Origin of the sequence: Pseudomonas sp. TH10 (genome assembly GCF_016651255.1) — a bacterium.
Taxonomy (GTDB): Bacteria; Pseudomonadota; Gammaproteobacteria; order Pseudomonadales; family Pseudomonadaceae; genus Aquipseudomonas.
Genome location: NZ_JAEKEG010000033.1, coordinates 35,112 through 54,571, shown reverse-complemented (window position 1 = coordinate 54,571; position 19,460 = coordinate 35,112). Strand labels below are relative to the sequence as shown.

Below are 19,460 nucleotides of genomic sequence, written 5' to 3'. Positions count from 1 at the left end.
CCACGCAAGGAACTGCCCGTGGACATCAGATCCCTCATCGCCCCGATTTTTCGTGTGTCTCCCCTATTTCTGGCTGTGCGTCTTGGAGTGGTTGGCGTCGCGGTCGGCTTTGCCAGTTCGCCTGCGATGGCGGCTTGCACGCCGGGCAACCCGACGGCGGGCGGGACGGTTACCTGCTCCGGGGTGCCATCGCTGCCACTGTTCCTGAACAACTTTTCCAGTGCAGTAAACGACCTGACCGTCAACGTAGGCTCTGCCGCCCAGTTGAACGCGACGCTGGGCGGGCAGGTGCTCAACCTGACGGGCAACAACATCACGCTCAACAACGCGGGGCTGATTGATCCTGCCTTGCTGGGCGCCGTGACGGTGCTCAGTGCCGGGGCCGTCATCGGTAATGCCGGTGCGTCGGTGGTCAACATCACCAACGCCGCCACGGGCATCATTCGTGGGACGGGCGACTTGCTTGGCGTGAACCTGGCCAGTTTGAATGGCATGGCGCTGAACCTGAGCAACAGCGCTGGTGGCAGCACCAATATCGTCAACAACGGCACGATCGGCTCGACGGCCCTGTTGAACCTCGCGTTGTTGTCGGCCGACAGTCCGGTGGTGGCGGTTCGTGGCGGGTCCCAGGTCAATGTAATCAACGCGGGCACGATCAACGGGCGGATGGCGTTTGAGTCGTCCGCCAACGGCAACACGTTCGTCAATTCCGGCACCATCAGCGGTGGCGTTTCGATGGGGGCTGGCAGCACCAATACCTTCACCGCCATCACTGGATCGACCATTTCCAACGGTGGCGGCATTGGCCTGGCCCTGGGTGGGTTGATCGGCGTCAACCTGACCTTTGCACCGACCGGCCAAATCGACGGTGGGGCCGGGGGCATCAACTCGCTGGTGCTGCAAAACCCCATCGGCGTGGGTGGCGGTACCTCAGGTATAGGCACGGCTTCCAGCGCCAACTATGTGAATTTCAACAACCTGACGGTCAACAGTGGCACCTGGACGTTGCAGGGACCCTTGGTCACCGGCAGCACCACCCTCAATGGCGGCATCGCCCAATTCAACAATAGTGGCACTTTTGGCAGTGGAGTGCTCACGTCCAACGGCGGCGGGTTGCAGGCCAGCTCCGGTGGTTTGACCCTGAGCAACCTCATCTCCCTGGGCGCTGGCGGCTTGCAAGTGCTGGGTACTAACGCTGTGACCCTCGGCGGGGTGATTTCCGGCAGTGGCGGCCTGACCAAGAACGGTACAGCACAGTTGGTTCTCAACGGGGCCAATACCTATCTGGGCGGCACGACCCTCAATGGCGGTTCGGTGCAACTGGGCAATAACCAGGCATTCGGCAGCGGCACGGTGACGGTCGGCGGATCCACCGTGTTGCAGGCGCCAGGCACCATCACGTTGAATAACACGCTGGTGCTCAACAGCGCCGTGGGTACTTCCGGCACAGGTAGCCTGACCCTGGCCGGAATAATCAGCGGTGCCGGTGGCATCTCGAAAAACGGCAGTGGCACCCTGGCCCTGACCGGTAACAACAGCGGCTATACCGGCAGTACCGATCTGAACGCCGGCACCCTGAGCCTGGGCAATAACAATGCCCTGGGCAGCGGGGCCCTGAATGTCAATGCTGCGGCAAGCCTCAACAGCACCACCGGTGCAACCCTGAACAACGCCATCGCACTCAACGGCAACCTGACCACTGTTGGCAGCAACGCCCTGGTGCTCAACGGGGTGATTTCCGGCAGTAGTGGATTGATCAAGAATGGTCTTTCGACCTGACCCTGACCGGCTCCAATACCTATCTCGGTCCCACTGCGCTGAACGCCGGTGGTTTGATCCTCGCCTCCAACACGGCATTGGGCAGCGGCGCGCTGAACACGGACGGCAGGCACCTCCTCGATGCCAGCACCGCAGTGAGCCTGGCCAACGCCATCAATCTGGGCGGCGACCTGTCCATCGGTGGCACCCAGGCAATCGGCCTGGGTGGCGTTATCAACGGTGCCGGTGGGTTGATCAAGAATGGCAGTGCCGCGCTGACGCTCAGCGGCAACAACGGCTACGCAGGTAATACCACGCTTAATGCCGGCACGCTGGTGCTGGGTTCCAATAGCGCATTGGGCCTGGGCAACCTGACTACTGCGGCGGGGACCACGCTGGACGCCAGCACGGCGGTGGTGGTGAACAACGCGCTGACCACCACAGGTAACTTGAACATCGGAGGCAGCGCCAACCTGACCCTCGGCGCCACTGTGAGCGGCAGCGGCGGCCTGACAAAAACGGCGCCTCAACACTGACGCTCAACGGTGCCAACTCTTTCATTGGCGGCACCACCTTGAACGCTGGCGGCCTGAGCGTGGGCAACGCCAGCGCCCTGGGCAGCGGTGCGCTGACGGTTGCGGGCGGATCAACCCTGGACAGCAGCGCCGCTGTTGTCCTGGCCAATAACGTCACCCTGAACGCCGCGCTGACCGTTGGTGGCAGCAATGCCCTGACCCTGGATGGCGTAGTCAGCGGTGCCAACCAGCTGATCAAGACTGGCGCCAGCAACCTTACCCTCAACGGCGTTAATACCTACCTGGGCGGCACCACCCTCAACGCGGGCACTCTGACCGTCGGCAATGCTGCAGCGTTGGGCGCCGGTGCCTTGACCGTGGGCGGCGCCAGTGCACTTAATGGCAGTTCTGCCCTGAGCCTGAACAATGCCATCAACCTCAATGCCAACCTGAGCGTTGGCGGCGCCAATGCGCTGACCCTTGGCGGCGTCATCGTTGGCGCCGGCGGCCTGATCAAGACCGGTGCCTCCAGCCTGATACTCACGGGCGCGAACACCTACACCGGCACCACGGCGCTGAACGCCGGGTCGCTGATCGTGGGCTCCAACACCGCGCTGGGTACCGGCGCGTTAAATGCGGTTGGCGGTACTTCGCTCGATGCAAACACTGCAGCCACCCTGGCCAACAACGTCAACCTCGGCGGTAACCTGACCCTCAGTGGCAGTAATGCGCTGACCCTCAACGGCGCCGTCAATGGCATTGGCGGGCTGATCAAGAATGGCGCCGCCGACCTGACCCTCAACGGTAGCAGCAACTATCTGGGCAACACCGTACTCAACGCCGGCAAGTTGATTGTCGGTTCCAGTTCGGCGCTGGGTAGCGGCGCATTGAACGCCGGCGCCAATACCACACTTGATGCCAATACCGCAGTCAGCCTGCTCAACCAGGTGAACCTGGCGGGTGCGCTGAACGTCGGCGGCAGCGCCGACCTCACCCTGGCGGGGTTGGTGAATGGTGCCGGCAGCCTGGTGAAAAACGGCGCAGCCAACCTGACGCTCAATGGCAGTAACGGCTACCTCGGCGGCACCAATTTGAACGCGGGCAAGCTGACCGTCGGCAACAGTGGCGCATTAGGCCTGGGTGGCTTGACCGTCAGCGGTGCGGCTGTCCTGGACAGCAATTCACCCCTGGTGAGTCTGGGTAACGCCATCGCCCTGAACGCTGGCCTCACGGTCGGCGGTACCCAGAGCCTGACCCTGGGTGGCGTTGTCAGCGGCACCAGTGCGCTGATCAAGAACGGCGCGGCCAACCTGACCCTCAATGGCCTCAACACCTTTCAGGGCGGCACCACGCTCAACGCCGGCAGCTTGACCCTGGGCAATGCCGCTGCACTAGGCGCCGGGGCGTTGACCGTGGGCGGCGCTTCTTCGCTTGATAACAGTGCGGCCTTCACCCTCGGCAACGCGATAGCGCTGAATGCTGACCTGGGCATCGCCGGTAACAACGACCTCAACCTTGGCGGCGTGATCAGCGGCGCCGCTAACCTGAACAAAAACGGCCTGGCCGACCTGACCCTTAGTGGTAACAACACCTTCACCGGTGCGTTGAATATCCTGTCTGGCAGTATTACCACGCTCGGCAGCGGCGCATTAGGCAATACCTCGGGCGCCAACATCAGCGCAGGCGCGAGCCTGAACCTGGGCAGCGATGCCAGTCTGGCCGGCCTCACCGGCAGCGGCAGCGTGGACATCGGTGCGGGCAGCACCCTGGCGGTGGGCGGCGTCAACACCACGAGCACCTTTGATGGCAGTCTCGGCGGCGCGGGTGGCTTGACCAAGGTCGGCACCGGCACCCTGAACCTGACCGGTATCAATGGCTATACCGGCGACACGCTGGTCAGCGGCGGCACGCTGGATGTCAGCGGCTCGTTGGGCAGCGGCAATATCAATGTGAGCAACGGCGCGATCCTGACCGGCACCGGTTCGCTGCTGAGCACCTTGAACGTGTTGAATAACGGTCATTTGAACCTGAGCAGCGGCAATACCCTGTCCGTAGGCGCACTGGCACTGGCCAGCGGCGCCAACCTGGATGTGGCACTCGGCGCGCCGTCCACTACGTCCTTGCTCAACGTCGGCGGCAACCTGACCCTGGACGGCACACTCAACGTCGCCGATGCCGGCGGCTTTGGTGTCGGGGTTTATCGCCTGATCAATTACACCGGCAGCCTGGTCGACCTTGGCCTGGATGTCGGCGCAATTCCGGTCGGCTTCAGCCTTGCCGACCTGGCGGTGCAAACTGCCGTGGGCAACCAGATCAACCTGCTGGTCTCGGCACCGAACCTGGACATCCGCTTCTGGGATGGCAGCCAGACCATTGCCAATGGCGTCGTGGACGGCGGCACCGGCACCTGGAACGCCGGGAGTACCAACTGGACCTCGGTCAATGGTCTGCTGAACCAGACCTGGGCCAGCGACTTCGCAGTGTTCCAAGGCACGGCGGGCAACGTGACCGTGAACGGTACACAAACCTTCAACGGCATGCAGTTCGTTACGGACGGCTACAACCTGCTGACCGGTGCGGCGGGGCAACTGACCGCCGTCAACGGCACGGGCGGTAACACGCCGATCCGCGTCGATCCTGGCGCCACGGCCACTGTCGACGTGGGCATCAACGGTGCGGGCCTTCTGGCCAAACTCGACAGCGGCACCCTGGTGCTCAATGGCGCCAACAGCTACACCGGCGGCACCGAACTTAGCGGCGGCACACTGATCGTCGGCAGCAATACGGCGCTGGGCAGCGGTCTGCTCACGACCGCTGCGGGCACCTCGCTGGACAGCAACACAGCGGTGGCACTGGGCAACGCGGTCAGCCTCAATGGCAACCTGAGCATTAACGGCAGCAACGCCCTGGCACTCAATGGGGCCATTGGCGGAGTCGGTGGCCTGATCAAGAACGGCGCGGCCAACCTGACCCTGGCGGGCAATAACAACTTTATCGGCCCGATCGCACTGAACGCTGGCGGCTTGATCCTGGCCTCGAATTCGGCGCTGGGCTCCGGCACCCTGAATGCCGCCAATGGCACTCTCCTGGAGGCTGCCACTGGCGTGAGCGTCAACAACGCGGTCAATCTGGCGGGCAATCTCGGCATCGCCGGCACTGCCAATCTGACTCTGGCGGGGTCGATCAACGGCGCCGGCAGCCTGAGCAAAAACGGTGCGGGCAACCTCACCCTCACTGGGGCGAACAATTTCCTCGGCGGCACCACCTTGGACAGCGGCTCCCTGACCCTGGGCAATGCTGCGGCATTGGGGCTGGGTAACCTGACCGTGGGTGGCGCTTCATCCCTGGATAGCAATGCGGCTCTGGGCGTGGGCAACAACGTGGTGCTGAACGCCAACCTCACCGCTGCCGGCAGTAACAACCTGACCCTCGGTGGCATGCTCAGTGGCACAGGCGCCCTGATCAAGGACGGCGCCGCCAACCTGACCCTCAACGGCGTCAACACCTGGCAGGGCGGCACCACGTTGAATGCCGGCACCCTGACCCTTGGCAACGGCGCGGCATTGGGCGGCGGCGCGCTGACCGTCGCGGGCGCTTCTACACTCGATAACAGTGCAGCGCTGGTGCTGGCCAATAACCTCAATCTCAACGCTGGCCTTGAAGTAGCGGGCAACAATAACCTGACGCTGGCCGGTATCGTCGCCGGCTCCGGTTCGCTGATCAAGAGTGGTCTGGCTGACCTGACGCTGGTTGGCAACAATACCTTCAGCGGCACTTTCGATGTACTGGCTGGCAGCTTGAGCACCCTCAGTGGCACGGCGCTGGGCACCAATGCGGCGGTCAATCTGGCGGCGGGCAGCCAACTGAACCTGGGGGCATCTGCCAGCCTGGCCAGCCTTGGCGGCAACGGCACGGCGCTGGTTGGGGCCGGCAATATGCTGAGCATCGGCGCCAGTAACAGCAGCAGCACCTTTGCTGGAGCGCTCACCGGTACTGGCATGCTCGACAAGCTGGGCAGCGGCACCCTTAGTCTTGCAGGCAGCAACAGCCTGACTGGCGATACCCGTATCAACGCCGGCACCCTGGATGTTAGTGGTTCGCTGGCGAGCGGCAATGTGCTGGTCAACAGCGGCGCTACCCTCTCAGGCAGTGGCAGCCTCGCAGGCGCGGTGAATGTTGCCGATGGTGGTCACCTGGGCGCAGCGACCGGCAGCACCTTGTCGTTAGGCTCGCTGGTGCTGGCCGGCAACTCGAACCTGGACGTCGGGCTCGGTGTTCCGGTGTCTGGCGGCGGCAACGCGCTGGTCAATGTGGGTGGCGACCTGACGCTCGACGGTACGCTCAACGTCAGTGACATCGGCGGCTTCGGCAGCGGCGTGTATCGCCTCATCAACTACACCGGTGGCCTGACCGACAACGGTCTGCTGGTCGGCAGCGTTCCGGGCAGCGTCACCCCCGGCGACCTGACCCTGCAAACCGCGCTGGCCAACCAGATCAACCTGCTGGTCACCGCACCGGGCGTCACCGTGCAATTCTGGGACGGCAATCAACTGATCGCCAACGGGTCGGTGGATGGCGGCAGCGGCACCTGGGGCACCGGCACCACCAACTGGACCGACGTCAACGGCACCCTCAATCTGGGGTGGGCCGGCAGCTTCGCGGTGTTCCAGGGAGCGGCGGGTAACGTCGCTGTCACTGGCCCGCAAAGCGTCACCGGCCTGCAATTCGCGACTGACGGCTACACGCTGGCGGACGGCGGTGCAGGGGAGTTACTGCTGGTCAATGGCGCCCTTGGCAACTCGACGGTGCGCGTCGACCCGAACGCTACCGCGACGCTCGATGTTGCCCTCAACGGTGCCGGCACCCTCGGCAAATACGACGCCGGCACCCTGGTGCTCAACGCTGCGAACGGCTACACCGGCGGCACCGCACTCAACGGCGGCAAGCTTGTGGTGGGTAATGACCTGGCACTCGGCAGCGGCGTGTTGATCGCAGCCAACGGCACTACGCTGGACAGCAACTCTGCAATCAGCCTCGGCAACGCCGTGCTGCTCAACGGTGGCCTTACCGTTGCCGGCGCCAATGCCCTGACTCTGGATGGCGCGATCAGCGGTTCCGGCAGCCTGCTCAAGACAGGCGCCGCTGCCCTGACTCTCAATGGCAACAACAGCTACAGTGGCGGAACCGGGCTCAACGGCGGCTCGCTGATCCTTGGCAACAATAGCGCTATCGGTACAGGCGCCCTGACCGCAACCGGCAACGGTACCCTGGACAGCAGCGCGGCTCTGCAGCTGATGAATGCCATCAACCTCGACGGCCAACTGACCCTGGCCGGGGCCCAGGACACCACCCTCAGCGGAGTGATCGCCGGCAATGGCAGCCTGGTGAAAAACGGCAACGGCGAGTTGTTGCTCAGCGGCGCCAACACCTACACCGGCGGCACCACCCTCAACGCTGGCGGCACTCGCGGCGATACCGGCAGCCTGCAAGGGGCGATCGTCAACAACGCCACGCTGACCTTCGAACAGAACACTGACGGCAGCTTCACCGGCAACCTTACCGGCAGCGGCACGCTGACCAAGACGGGGGCCGGGCAATTGCTCCTGACCGGCAGCAACGGCTTTACCGGCAATACCGAGGTGCAGGCCGGCGCATTGCGGGTCGATGGCAGCCTCGACAGTGCCGAACTGACAGTCGCAAGCGGCGCAACCCTGGCCGGTAGCGGGCAAATCGGCGCAGTGGTGCAGATGGCCGACGGCTCGACCCTGGCTGGTGGCGGCAGTGCGGCGCCGTTGTCGGTGGGTGCGCTGGTGCTGACCGCGGGTACCGATCTGGACTTCAGTCTCGGTGCGGCCAGCAGCGCCACCACCGTAGTCAACGTTGCCCGCGACCTGACCCTCGATGGCACGCTCAATGTAGCCAATGCCGGGGGCTTCGGCACCGGCGTCTATCAACTGTTCCGCTACGGCGGCAGCCTGACCGACAACGGTCTGGTTTATGGCAGCCTGCCGGTGGCGTGCTGCCGGCGGCCTTGACCCTGCAAACCGCGCTGGCCAACCAGATCAACCTGCTGGTGCAATCCGCTGCGGGCGAGGTGCAGTTCTGGAACGGCGACAAGACCAACGCCGATGGCAGTATCGTCGGCGGCAGCGGCACCTGGGGCTCCGGCACCAACTGGACTGATGTCGATGGCACTGCGAGCCAGGCGTCTACCAATCAGTTTGCGGTGTTCGGCGGCCAGGGCGGGACTGTCACGGTGGCCGGGAACCAGGGCTTCACTGGCCTGCAGTTTCTTGATCCCGGCTACAGCCTGGTACCTGGCGCAGGCGGCAGCCTCACGCCGGTCAATGGCGCAGATGGCAGCCTGGCACCGGTGCGGGTCAATGCCGGGGTCACCACGCAAATCTCCACGCCGCTGGTGGGAGCCGGCGGGATCGAGAAGCTCGACTCCGGAGTCCTGGTCTTGAGCGGTGCCAATACCTACAGCGGCGGCACGACTATCAGCGGCGGTACGTTGGTGGGCAACACGGCCAGCCTCCAAGGCAACATTCTGAACAACGCGCGGTTGCTGTTTGCCCAGAGCACCGACGGTCGTTTTAACGGAGTGCTCAGTGGCACCGGCGACCTGGTCAAACAGGGCGCCGGCGTGCTGCTGCTGACCGGTAACCAGCCTTTCAGTGGCACTGTGGGAGTGGAGCAAGGTGTTCTGCAGGTCGGCGACCGGCAGACCCCGGGCACCCTCGGTGGCCAGGTCACAGTGGCCAACAGTGCAGGCCTGAGCGGTAACGGCAGCGTCGGTTCGCTGGTCAACCATGGTGTGGTGCAGTCCGGTGCCAGCGCGGGCAACCTGAGCGTCGCGGGCAACTTTACTAACGCGGCCGACGGCCTGCTCGCGTTGACCATCACTTCGCCGACCGCCACTGCGCTGGTGGTCGGCGGGACGGCCAACCTGGGCGGAGGCCTGGTGGTGAATAGTCTGATACCGTTCACCGGTGACACCCGTTACTCGCTGATCACGGCCGGTGGCGGGGTCGACGGTACGTTCAGCACCACTGATCTGCCGGAGCAGGTGTTTCTTGATACGTCCCTGGTCTATGGCGCCAACGCAGTCGACCGGACGGTCAGCCGCAACCAGACCTCCTTCGCCGAGGTAGCGGCCACCGGTAACCAGCGCGGCACAGCCTCGGCCCTGGAGCGCAATGGTGTGGCCGGTGCGTTACTGCAGAACGAGATCGTCAACCTGAGCACTGCCGGTGCCCGTAACGCCTTTGACAGCCTGTCCGGGGAAATTCACGCCAGCACCGCCAGCGCTATTATCGAGGACTCGCGCTACATCCGCGACGCGGTCAATGACCGTATGCGCCAACCTTCCTGCAGTGGCCCGGATGATCCAGCCCGGGCGCTGGCACCGAGCGAAAACCGCCTGAGCAGCGGCGGCTGCCACGGTGAAATGGTCGGTTGGATGCGCGCGCTCGGCGCCTGGGGCGAAATGGATGGCGACAGCAACAGCGCCAAACTCGATCGCAACCTCAGTGGCTTTATGCTCGGCACCGATAAGCAGATCGACGCGCAATGGCGCGCCGGTATGGCCGCCGGCTACACGCGTAGCGACCTCGACGCCCACGAGCGTCGTTCCGATGCCACGGTCGAAAGCTACCACTTGGCGGCCTACCTCAACTCGCATTTCGACGCGCTGGCCGTGCGCCTGGGCGCGGCTTACAGCTGGCATGACATAGAGACCAAGCGCGACGTCAGCGTTGGTGCCTACAACGACCGGCTTGAAGCCAACTACGATGCTCGCAGCGCCCAGGTGTTCGGCGAAGTCGGTTACACAATCGATGCCGCCGGCATTGCCCTGGAACCGTTTGCCGGCCTCTCGTACGTCAACTACGACTCCGACAAGGCCAAGGAAAAAGGTGGGGTAGGGCGCCTGGAGGCCGAGGCCGATCAGGACATCACCTTCTCGACCCTGGGCGTGCGCGCCGGCAAAGTCATCACCTTGGCCAACGGCGGGCAATTCACCCCGCGCGCGGCCATCGGCTGGCGGCATGCCTTCGGCGACACCAAGCCTGACGCCGACCTGACCTTTATCGACGGCGGCGCCTCGTTCCACACCCAGGGTGTGCCGATTGCCAAGGACAGCGCGCTGGTCGAAGCAGGTGTGGACTTCCAGATCAGCCCGACCGGCAAGCTCGGGGTCGGTTACTCGGGGCAACTGTCGAAAGACAGCAATGACCATGCGATGACCATCAGCTTCAGCCTGGGCTTCTGATTTAGGGTCGAAGCACTTTCAGCCGCCCGCAAGGGCGGTTTTTTTTTGATTTTGCAGGAGCCGGCTTGCCTGCGGTGGCGGTGCCACTGATACACCGGGGTACTGCGATCGTCGGCAAGCCGGCCCTACATGGCCGCGCGCATGCTGTACGATTGTCGACCTGACTACACAAGGTGCCCCCCATGAGCGAGCCGATTCGTCTGACCCAATACAGCCACGGTGCAGGATGCGGCTGCAAGATTTCCCCCAGGTGCTGGAAGTGATCCTGGCAGGCAGCGGGGCGCAGAACCTGGACCCGAAACTGTGGGTCGGCAACGCCTCGCGCGATGATGCGGCGGTGTACGAGATCGATGCCGAGCGCGGCGTGGTTTCGACCACTGACTTTTTCATGCCGATCGTCGATGACCCGTACGACTTCGGCCGCATTGCGGCGACCAACGCGATCAGCGATATCTACGCAATGGGCGGTGATCCGTTGATGGCGATTGCGATCCTCGGCTGGCCGGTCAATGTGCTGGCGCCGGAAGTCGCGCGCGAAGTGATTCGTGGCGGTCGCTCGATCTGTGATGAAGCAGGCATTCCCTTGGCCGGCGGGCACTCCATCGACGCGCCCGAACCGATTTTCGGCCTGGCCGTGACCGGTCTGGTGGAAAAACGCCACATGAAACGCAACGACACCGCGACCGCCGGATGCCTGTTGTACCTCACCAAACCCCTGGGGATCGGCATCCTCACCACCGCCGAGAAAAAGGGCAAGTTGCGCCACGTCGATATCGGCCTGGCCCGGGACTGGATGTGCACCCTGAACAAGCCCGGCAGCCGTTTCGGCAAGCTTGAGGGCGTGACCGCGATGACCGACGTCACCGGGTTCGGCCTGCTCGGGCACCTGGTGGAAATGGCCGGCGGCAGCCACTCGACCGCGCGTATCGAGTACGACCGCGTGCCGCGCCTGGCCGGTGTTGAGTATTACCTTGAGCAGGGTTGTGTCCCAGGCGGCACCCTGCGCAATTTCGACAGCTATGCCAGCAAACTGGGACGTCTGCAGGAACTGCACAAGCGTGTGCTGTGCGACCCGCAAACCAGCGGCGGCCTGCTGATAGCGGTCACTCCGGCAGGCAACCCGCAGTTTCTGAGCGTGGCCGCCGAACTGGGACTGACCCTTGAGCCCATCGGTGAGTTGGTTGAGCGACAGAGCCACGCGGTCGAGGTGTTCTGATGCCAATCGACTGCACCGACTACCGCGCCATTTTCCTCAACGACCGACCCATGCTCGATGCTCGTGCACCGGTGGAATTCGCCAAGGGCTCGTTTCCCGGCGTGGTCAACCTGCCGCTGATGAATGACCACGAGCGCCAGCGCATCGGCACCTGCTACAAGCAGCACGGGCAGGAGGCAGCGATCACCCTCGGGCACCAACTGGTGTCCGGTGCGATCAAGGCCGAACGTATCCAGGCCTGGGCCGATTTTGCCCGGGCTCATCCTGAAGGTTATCTGTACTGTTTTCGCGGTGGCTTGCGCTCGCAGCTTGTGCAGCAGTGGCTCAAGGACGAGGCAGGCATCGAGTACCCACGAGTCGGTGGCGGCTACAAGGCCATGCGCTCGTTCCTGCTGGACACGGTCGACCAGGCAGTGACCCAGTGTGATTTCGTGTTGCTGGGCGGCATGACCGGTACCGGCAAGACCGAGGTGCTCACGCAGTTGAGCAACGGTCTGGACCTTGAAGGCCATGCCAATCACCGCGGCTCCAGTTTTGGCAAACGCGCCACTGACCAGCCCTCCAACATCGATTTTGAAAACCGCCTGGCCGTGGACATCCTGAAAAAACGTGCGGTCGGCATCGAGCGCTTCGTATTGGAAGACGAGAGCCGCACGGTCGGCAGTTGCGCCTTGCCGCTGCCGTTGTTCCAGGGCATGCAGCAGTATCCGATGGTCTGGCTGGAAGACAGCCTGCAAGGGCGGGTCGAGCGGATCCTGCGCGATTACGTGGTAGACCTGTGCGCCGAATTCATCACTGTGCATGGTGATGGCGGGTTTGCGCTGTTCTCCGAGCGGTTGCTGGAAAGCCTCAATAATGTGCAAAAACGCTTGGGTGGCGAACGGCACCGGCGCATGCTGCTGTTGATGGAGGATGCCCTGGAACAGCAGGCGCGCACCGGCTCGGTGGACCTGCATCGGGCATGGATCGAGGGCTTGTTGAGCGAGTATTACGACCCGATGTATGCGTTCCAGCGCGAGAAAAAGGGCGCGCGAATCGAGTTTGCCGGGGAGCGGGACGCGGTGCTCGAGTATCTGCTCGAGCGTGCTGTTCAGCGGGGGTGATGTTGCCTGTGCTGGCGCCCTAACGGGCGCCACAGAATCTACAGCAAAGCCGCCCCGATCAACCCGCTGACCACACCAATCCCCATGGTCATCAGCGCCACACTCACCAGCACCCTCGCATCGAAATCCTTGCGCAGCATCAGCAGCGACGGCAGGCTGATGCTCGGCAGGGTCATCAGCAGCGCGACGGCGGGGGCAGTGCCCATGCCGAGGGTCATCATGGTTTGCACGATGGGGATTTCCGCTGCTGTTGGAATCACGAACAAAGTGCCGATGATCGCCAGCGGCACCAGCCACATCAGGCTGTTGGCCATGGCGCCATCGATGTGCGGAAACACCCAGACCCGCACTGCGCCGAGCACCAGCACTGCCAGGATGTAAATCGGGATGGTGCTCCAGAACAGTTGCCAGAGCGTGCGGCCCCAGCGCACCAGGAACGGTTGCACATCCACCGTGCTCGCTTCACTCACTGCTTCCACAGCCGCTTCAGGCAGCACCTGAGGGCCGGACATGCGCTGTGCCACCCAGGACACGCCAAACACCAGCACGATACCCGCCACCAGGCGCAGCGCCGTAAAGCCCCAGCCCAGCACGAAGCCCATGAACACCAGCGTGGCCGGGTTGAGCACCGGATTGCCGATCCAGAACGCCAGCGCGGCGCCGACCGACACATTGGAGCGACGCATGCTGGCCGCCACCGGTGCCGCGCAGCATGAACACATCATGCCCGGCAGGGCGAACAGGCCGCCGCGCAAGGTCGAGGCAAAACCGGCGCGGCCGAACAGGCGCAGCAGCCAGTCGCGGGGGATCAATACCTGCAGCAACGAGCCGAGAATCACTGCCAGCACTGCAGCTTTCCAGATCGCCAGGAAATACACCTTGGCATAGGTCAGTGCAGCGGCCAGGGAGCGGTCTGGGCGTCGTTGAGGATGGAGGCGCCGATGCTGTGGTTGTCAGCGGCCAGGAAAGCCTTGGCGTAGTAGGGCGACCATTTGACGTAATACAGGCCGATACAGGCGACCAGGACGAAGAGCGCAGGTTTCCACCAGAACGACCAGCCCCTGGAGGGGGCAGCTGTGGATGAGAGTGACATGGGGAGGTTCCGGGGGCAAGAAGGAAAGGGTTCATGATAGCCCAGCTCCTCCTCCCGGCGCAGACACTTACGTTGGGCAGGTCTCGCGACCGTTATCCAGCCCCTGCTTGTAGCTATGGCTCTGCAGGCTGGCCTTGCCGTTGTGCCAGGTCAGGGTCAGCACGTAGAGCGAATCAAAATCGTCACCCGACCAGTCATCGGTAATGTGCTGCTTGCCGCCGACCGCTTTGTCCGCGACTTTGTTGATCAGTTCCGGCAGGTAACCATGGGACCACGCGGTGTAAATCGTCGAGTTGTGGTACTTGTCGGCGAGCAACTCACGGGCCAGATCGCTGGTGTCGTTGGCTGAAAACTCGATGTTCACCGGCAAACCGAGCTTGATCGCTGCCGGGCTGATGGTCATCAGCGGGCGAATGTAGCTGTAGGAGTTGTCCAACTCACCTTCCTCGACATTGCGCGTCGGGTTGGCGGCGAATACGTAATCGGCTTTGCCGAATCTCTCCGGCAGTACTGTCGACAGGTCGATGGCGCGATTCAGGCCCTGACAATTGAGCTGACCCAGACCGCCCTCGGGCTTTTCGGCGTGGCGCAGGAACACCAGCGTCTGCGTGCCATCGACCGGCTGCGCGCGGCTCTCGCTGGATTCGAGTGACAGAAAGACCGCGCTGACCGCCAGCAGGGAGGGCAGGACCACGTAGGCGCGGTGTTTGAAACGTTTGGCGAAACTTATCAGGTTCGTCATGGAATAAGGGGTTCTTCAGCAAGTTCGATTAAGGCTGACAAACCTTTACACCACTGGCTCCCAGCACCGGGTGTTTTCCCTGTCGTTGAGCCGGTCCGTTTCCGAAGGGGCAAGGATCAGAGTGCCTGAAGCCCATTTGGTTCGATCCCGAGAGGTGCGCCGCACTCTACCGGGATGCTTTCTCGGATGTAGGAAAAGTTACCGACAGGATGTTACAACTTGTCGTCGCAGCTGCCGGAGGCTGCGATCTTTTGCGCTTGATGTTCAGCAACCTTGAAAAATCAGGCTCAAGATCAAAAGTTCGCAGCCTGCGGCAGCTCCTACATTAATATCGGGGTTCAATTTGTGACTGGATGCTTCCCATGACCGATCTGTCCGCGTTCCCGATCACCCAGAAATGGCCGGCGCAGTACCCTGACTGGATTCAGCTCTACTCCTTGCCGACCCCCAACGGCGTCAAAGTCTCGATCATGCTCGAAGAGATCGGCCTGCCGTACGAGCCGCACAAGGTCGCTTTCGACAGCAACGATCAGTTGTCCCCGGCGTTTCTGTCGCTAAACCCGAACAACAAGATCCCGGCGATTCTCGATCCGCATGGTCCGGCCGATCAACCCTTGGCGCTGTTCGAGTCCGGGGCGATTCTGATCTACCTCGCCGACAAGAGCGGGCAGTTACTGGCTCAGGAATCGACGGCGCGTTACGAGACGATCCAGTGGCTGATGTTCCAGATGGGTGGCATCGGGCCGATGTTTGGCCAGCTCGGCTTCTTCAATAAATTCGCCGGCAAGGACTACGAGGATAAACGCCCACTCGGTCGCTATGTGGACGAAAGCAAGCGCCTGCTCAAGGTGCTCGATACCCGGCTGCAAGGGCGGGACTGGATCATGGGCGAGCGCTACACCATTGCCGACATCGCCACGTTCCCCTGGGTGCGCAACCTGATCGGCTTCTATGAAGCGGGCGACCTGGTGGGCATCAACGACTTCAAGAACGTGACGCGGGTGCTTGAGCGCTTCCTGGCGCGGCCGGCAGTCATGCGCGGGCTGGAAATTCCGAAGTAGTCCATTCAACAAGACCAGGGAAAGGCCATGCATTCATTCGATTTCAAGCAGGTAGATGTGTTCAGCCGCAGCCCGCTCAAAGGCAATCCGCTGGCGGTGGTGTTCGGCGCTGATGAACTGAGCGACGAGCGGATGGCGGCGTTTGCCGCCTGGACCAACCTCAGCGAGACCACCTTCATCCTCCAGCCCCGTGACCCGCGGGCCGACTACCGGGTGCGGATCTTCACCACGCTCAAGGAGCTGCCATTCGCCGGTCATCCGACCCTGGGGACTTGTCATGCCTGGCTGGAAGCCGGCGGCGTGCCCATGGCCGAGGAGGTGATTCAGGAGTGCGGAGTCGGGCTGGTGCGCATTCGTCGCCAGGGCGCGGAGCTGGCCTTCCTGGCGCCGCCGCTGATCAGGACCGGGCCGGTGGATGCCGGGATTGTAGAACGGGTGCGCCTGGGATTGGGCCTGGAGCGCGGTGCGATCCTGCGCAGTCAGTGGGTCGATAATGGCGCCGGCTGGCTGGCGGTGATGCTGGCTGATCGCCAGCAGGTGCTGGACCTGCAGCCCGACCATGCGCAAATGCTCGGCCTCGCGGTCGGGGTCGTTGCGCCCTGGCAGCCGGCACGCGATGGCGATGCCGCGCAGTTCGAAGTGCGTGCATTTATCAGCGGCGACGGCATGCCTGAAGATCCGGCCACCGGCAGCCTGAATGCCGGGCTGGCGCAGTGGCTACTCATGGAAGGGCTGGCACCGCCGAGCTATGTGGTCAGCCAGGGTGTGACCATGGGTCGCGCCGGGCGAATCCAGGTCGAGCAGGTGGGCGACGAAATCTGGGTTGGTGGCCCCGTGGTGACCTGCATCAGCGGCACTTTGACCCTCTAGACCGACCGTGCCGTCTGGTGATTATTGCCCGACCGGTAACGCACTCTTGGTCAACAAGCGTTTGTGCGGTACGCCGCACAAGGCATAAGCTTCGCCCCCTACGACTTTCGTCTCATCTGCCGTTTTTTCAGGAAAGGCCCCATGTCCAGTCAGTTCCCCGAAGCACGTCCCCGCCGTCTGCGCCGCAATGCGAGCCTGCGCAGCCTGTTCCAGGAAACCGAATTCAGCCTGAACGATCTGGTGCTGCCGATTTTCGTCGAGGAAGAAATCGATGACTTCGTGCCGATCAAGAGCATGCCCGGCGTGATGCGTATTCCCGAGCGCAAACTGGCCGGCGAGATCGAGCGTTACGCCCGTGCCGGCATCAAGTCGGTGATGACCTTCGGCGTATCGCATCACCTGGACAGCAACGGCAGCGATACCTGGAACGAAAACGGGCTGGTGTCTCGCATGTCGCGCATCGCCAAGGATGCAGTGCCGGACATGATCGTGATGTCCGACACCTGCTTCTGCGAATACACCGACCATGGCCACTGCGGGGTCATGCACAACCATGAAGTCGACAACGATCAGACCCTGGTCAACCTCGGCCGGCAGGCCGTTGCTGCAGCCCAGGCCGGTGCCGATGTGATCGCTCCTTCGGCGGCGATGGACGGGCAGGTCCAGGCAATTCGCCGGGCACTGGATGCCGCCGGTTTCACCCACACGCCGATCATGGCCTATTCGACCAAGTTCGCTTCGGCGCTTTACGGCCCGTTTCGTGAAGCCGGTGGCAGTGCCCTCAAGGGCGATCGAAAGAGCTACCAGATGAACCCGATGAACCGCCGCGAAGCGGTGCGCGAGTCTTTGCTGGACGAGCAGGAAGGCGCGGATGCGCTGATGGTCAAGCCGGCCGGCGCGTACCTGGACATCATCCGCGACATCCGCGAGGCCTCGCGCCTGCCGCTGGCGGCGTACCAGGTCAGCGGCGAATACGCGATGATCAAGTTCGGCGCCCAGGCCGGGGCCATTGACGAAGACCGGGTGGTCCGCGAAAGCCTGGGGGCGATCAAACGCGCCGGTGCCGATCTGATTTTCACCTACTTCGCGATGGACCTGGCGCTGGCCGGGATCTAACCAACAGCAACCTGCCTGTGGCAGCGGGCAAGCCCGCTGCCACATGTTTGTTGTGTAGGGTGTCAGGGGTTGGTGAAAAACGTACGAATCCCGTGATCACGGAAATAGCGTTCGATCACCTTCGGATCCGAGCTGTTCTCGGCGATCGCCACATAGGTATCCGGTCGTAACAGGTAGAACCCGTTACGTCCCAGGCCGGCCGCTTCGAACGCAGGCCGCCAGGCAAATACCTGCAACGGCAGGTGATGCTCCACGCACCAGGCGATCATTTCGTCGCTGGTGTCGCCATACACATGCACCTGCCAGACCGGTTGCTTGAGCGATTCATAATTGTCGCCTTCGCCATCGTGCGCCCAAGGCAGTCGATCCCCTCCATGGACATGCCCGGCCACGCCTGCACTTAATGCCATCGCCCGGTAATTCAGAGTGATCTGCGAAACCGTGCGAAACAGAAATTCGCGGGATGTTTCGAACGCGGCCATTCTCGGAATGAGCAACGGCGCCAGGCGGGTGCGCAGCAGGTCGGCCATGGGGCCCTGGGCGGTGACCAAACTGAATACCCGGTCGGTAGTGGCGACCAGTTTGCGGGCAAAAGCGATGCGTTCCGGTTCATAACTGTCGAGCAACCGCGCTTCGGCACCGCCACTCAACACGGCGGCGAGTTTCCACGCCAGGTTGATGGCGTCGCCGATCCCGGTGTTCATGCCCTGGCCGCCGACCGGACTGTGGACGTGGGCGGCGTCCCCCAGCAGAAACGCGCGACCGGTGCGAAAGTGATCCGCCACCCGGTGATGCACGCGGTAGGTCGAGAACCAGTTCACCTGCTCGATCTGCACGTTCATGTTCTGGATCGCGTGATTGCTGACATCCTCGAACCTCAGGTTTTCCGACTGTTCGGCGCGCTCACCGCGCACTGTGCCGATCAGACGCGCGCGACCTTGCTCGGCCATGGGAAACACCGCAAGGAAGTCGGCCTCATCCAGGTCCACGTGCAATTCGCCATTGAGGGCCTCGCCGCTGGCATGCACATCGGCCACGTAGAAAATCTGCTGGTAGGTGCCGCCGGGAAAGTCGGTATCGAGGGCCTTGCGCACGATCGATCGGGCGCCATCACACCCGGCCAGGTAACACGCCTGGCAAATTTCCTGCTGGCCGTCCGGCAAGCGCAATTGCGCGCTGACGCCGTCGCCGGTTTCCTCGAAACTTTCAAGTTCGGTACTGCGTTCAACCTTGATTCCAAAGGCTTCGAGGCGGGTGATCAATAGTCGCTCGTGCTGGTCCTGGGGATATATTTCCAGGAAAGAGTAGGGCGTGAGGCCTTCGCCGACGGCCGTCAGGGGCAAGCGCGCGACAGGCCCGCCCTTGACCCAGAAATTCGCCGCGGCAACGCGATGACCGTTCTGCACCACGGTGTCGGCGAGGTCGAGCTGGCGATACAGTTCAAGGGTGCGCGCCTGCACCGCCAACGCCCGGGAGGTCGTGCCGGGCGCCGAGCTCTTGTCGATGATCCGCACCCGAATCCCCAGTTTGCTCAACCACAGCGCCAGTACCAGTCCAGTGGGGCCGGCGCCGACAATCAGCACATCGCTTCGATTCATGGGGCTGGTCTCCTCGCCGTGTTGCTCAAGTATGGTCCAGCCCGAAACCGCGTCCAGACGGCCTGCCCAACGGAAAAAGCCCTCTGGTAAAAGCATGCCTGCTGGGGACGGCGTTC

At 63.1% G+C, this 19,460-nt stretch carries 6 protein-coding genes and 3 pseudogenes; 6 read left to right on the top strand and 3 right to left on the bottom strand.

Features of this window, described 5'->3' with window-relative positions; all coding sequences use genetic code 11:
• The first annotated feature begins 126 nt into the window (after window positions 1-126).
• The 3 genes and pseudogenes from JFT80_RS24750 to mnmH all read left to right on the top strand — a co-directional run bounded on the left by JFT80_RS24750 (window position 127) and on the right by mnmH (window position 12,864).
• Window positions 127-10,545: pseudogene (locus JFT80_RS24750) on the top strand (autotransporter-associated beta strand repeat-containing protein).
• Between the two features lie 182 nt (window positions 10,546-10,727).
• A pseudogene (gene selD, locus JFT80_RS04980) lies at window positions 10,728-11,761 on the top strand (selenide, water dikinase SelD).
• A complete protein-coding gene (gene mnmH / locus JFT80_RS04975) occupies window positions 11,761-12,864 on the top strand; it encodes a tRNA 2-selenouridine(34) synthase MnmH (RefSeq protein ID WP_122839383.1) in 1,104 nt (367 codons plus the stop codon). The pseudogene selD and the gene mnmH overlap by 1 nt, the downstream one beginning before the upstream one ends.
• Before the next feature lie 38 nt (window positions 12,865-12,902).
• Here mnmH and JFT80_RS04970 read toward each other — a convergent pair.
• Window positions 12,903-13,957 (bottom strand): annotated as a pseudogene (locus JFT80_RS04970) (permease).
• A gap of 67 nt (window positions 13,958-14,024) precedes the next feature.
• On the bottom strand, window positions 14,025-14,699 hold the full coding sequence (locus JFT80_RS04965) for a histidine phosphatase family protein (protein WP_201147125.1): 675 nt from the start codon (window positions 14,697-14,699) through the stop codon (window positions 14,025-14,027).
• Between the two features lie 362 nt (window positions 14,700-15,061).
• Here JFT80_RS04965 and JFT80_RS04960 point away from each other — a divergent pair, with 362 nt between their 5' ends.
• The 3 genes from JFT80_RS04960 (at window position 15,062) to hemB (ending at window position 17,746) form a co-directional block, all read left to right on the top strand.
• Entirely contained in the window at window positions 15,062-15,760 is a 699-nt protein-coding gene (locus tag JFT80_RS04960) for a glutathione binding-like protein (RefSeq protein WP_201147124.1), read from the top strand.
• Window positions 15,761-15,787: 27 nt separating this feature from the next.
• Window positions 15,788-16,630 carry a PhzF family phenazine biosynthesis protein gene (locus JFT80_RS04955; RefSeq protein WP_201147123.1) on the top strand — a complete coding sequence of 281 codons (843 nt, stop codon included), beginning with the start codon at window positions 15,788-15,790 and terminating at the stop codon, window positions 16,628-16,630.
• A 141-nt stretch (window positions 16,631-16,771) separates the two neighbouring features.
• On the top strand, window positions 16,772-17,746 hold the full coding sequence (hemB, locus tag JFT80_RS04950; protein WP_201147122.1) for a porphobilinogen synthase: 975 nt from the start codon (window positions 16,772-16,774) through the stop codon (window positions 17,744-17,746).
• 62 nt (window positions 17,747-17,808) lie between these two features.
• On the opposite strand, the gene JFT80_RS04945 is transcribed toward hemB, so the two are convergent.
• Window positions 17,809-19,344 carry an FAD-dependent oxidoreductase gene (locus JFT80_RS04945; protein ID WP_201147121.1) on the bottom strand — a complete coding sequence of 512 codons (1,536 nt, stop codon included), beginning with the start codon at window positions 19,342-19,344 and terminating at the stop codon, window positions 17,809-17,811.
• Between the last annotated feature and the right edge of the window lie 116 nt (window positions 19,345-19,460).

What these genes read in the sequence shown, in the direction of transcription:
- JFT80_RS04955 (WP_201147123.1), top strand. Translation starts at nt 15,788, where the DNA reads ATGCATTCATTCGATTTCAAGCAGGTAGATGTGTTCAGCCGCAGCCCG.
- JFT80_RS04945 (WP_201147121.1), bottom strand. Translation starts at nt 19,344, where the DNA reads ATGAATCGAAGCGATGTGCTGATTGTCGGCGCCGGCCCCACTGGACTG.
- mnmH (WP_122839383.1), top strand. Translation starts at nt 11,761, where the DNA reads ATGCCAATCGACTGCACCGACTACCGCGCCATTTTCCTCAACGACCGA.
- hemB (WP_201147122.1), top strand. Translation starts at nt 16,772, where the DNA reads ATGTCCAGTCAGTTCCCCGAAGCACGTCCCCGCCGTCTGCGCCGCAAT.
- JFT80_RS04965 (WP_201147125.1), bottom strand. Translation starts at nt 14,699, where the DNA reads ATGACGAACCTGATAAGTTTCGCCAAACGTTTCAAACACCGCGCCTAC.
- JFT80_RS04960 (WP_201147124.1), top strand. Translation starts at nt 15,062, where the DNA reads ATGACCGATCTGTCCGCGTTCCCGATCACCCAGAAATGGCCGGCGCAG.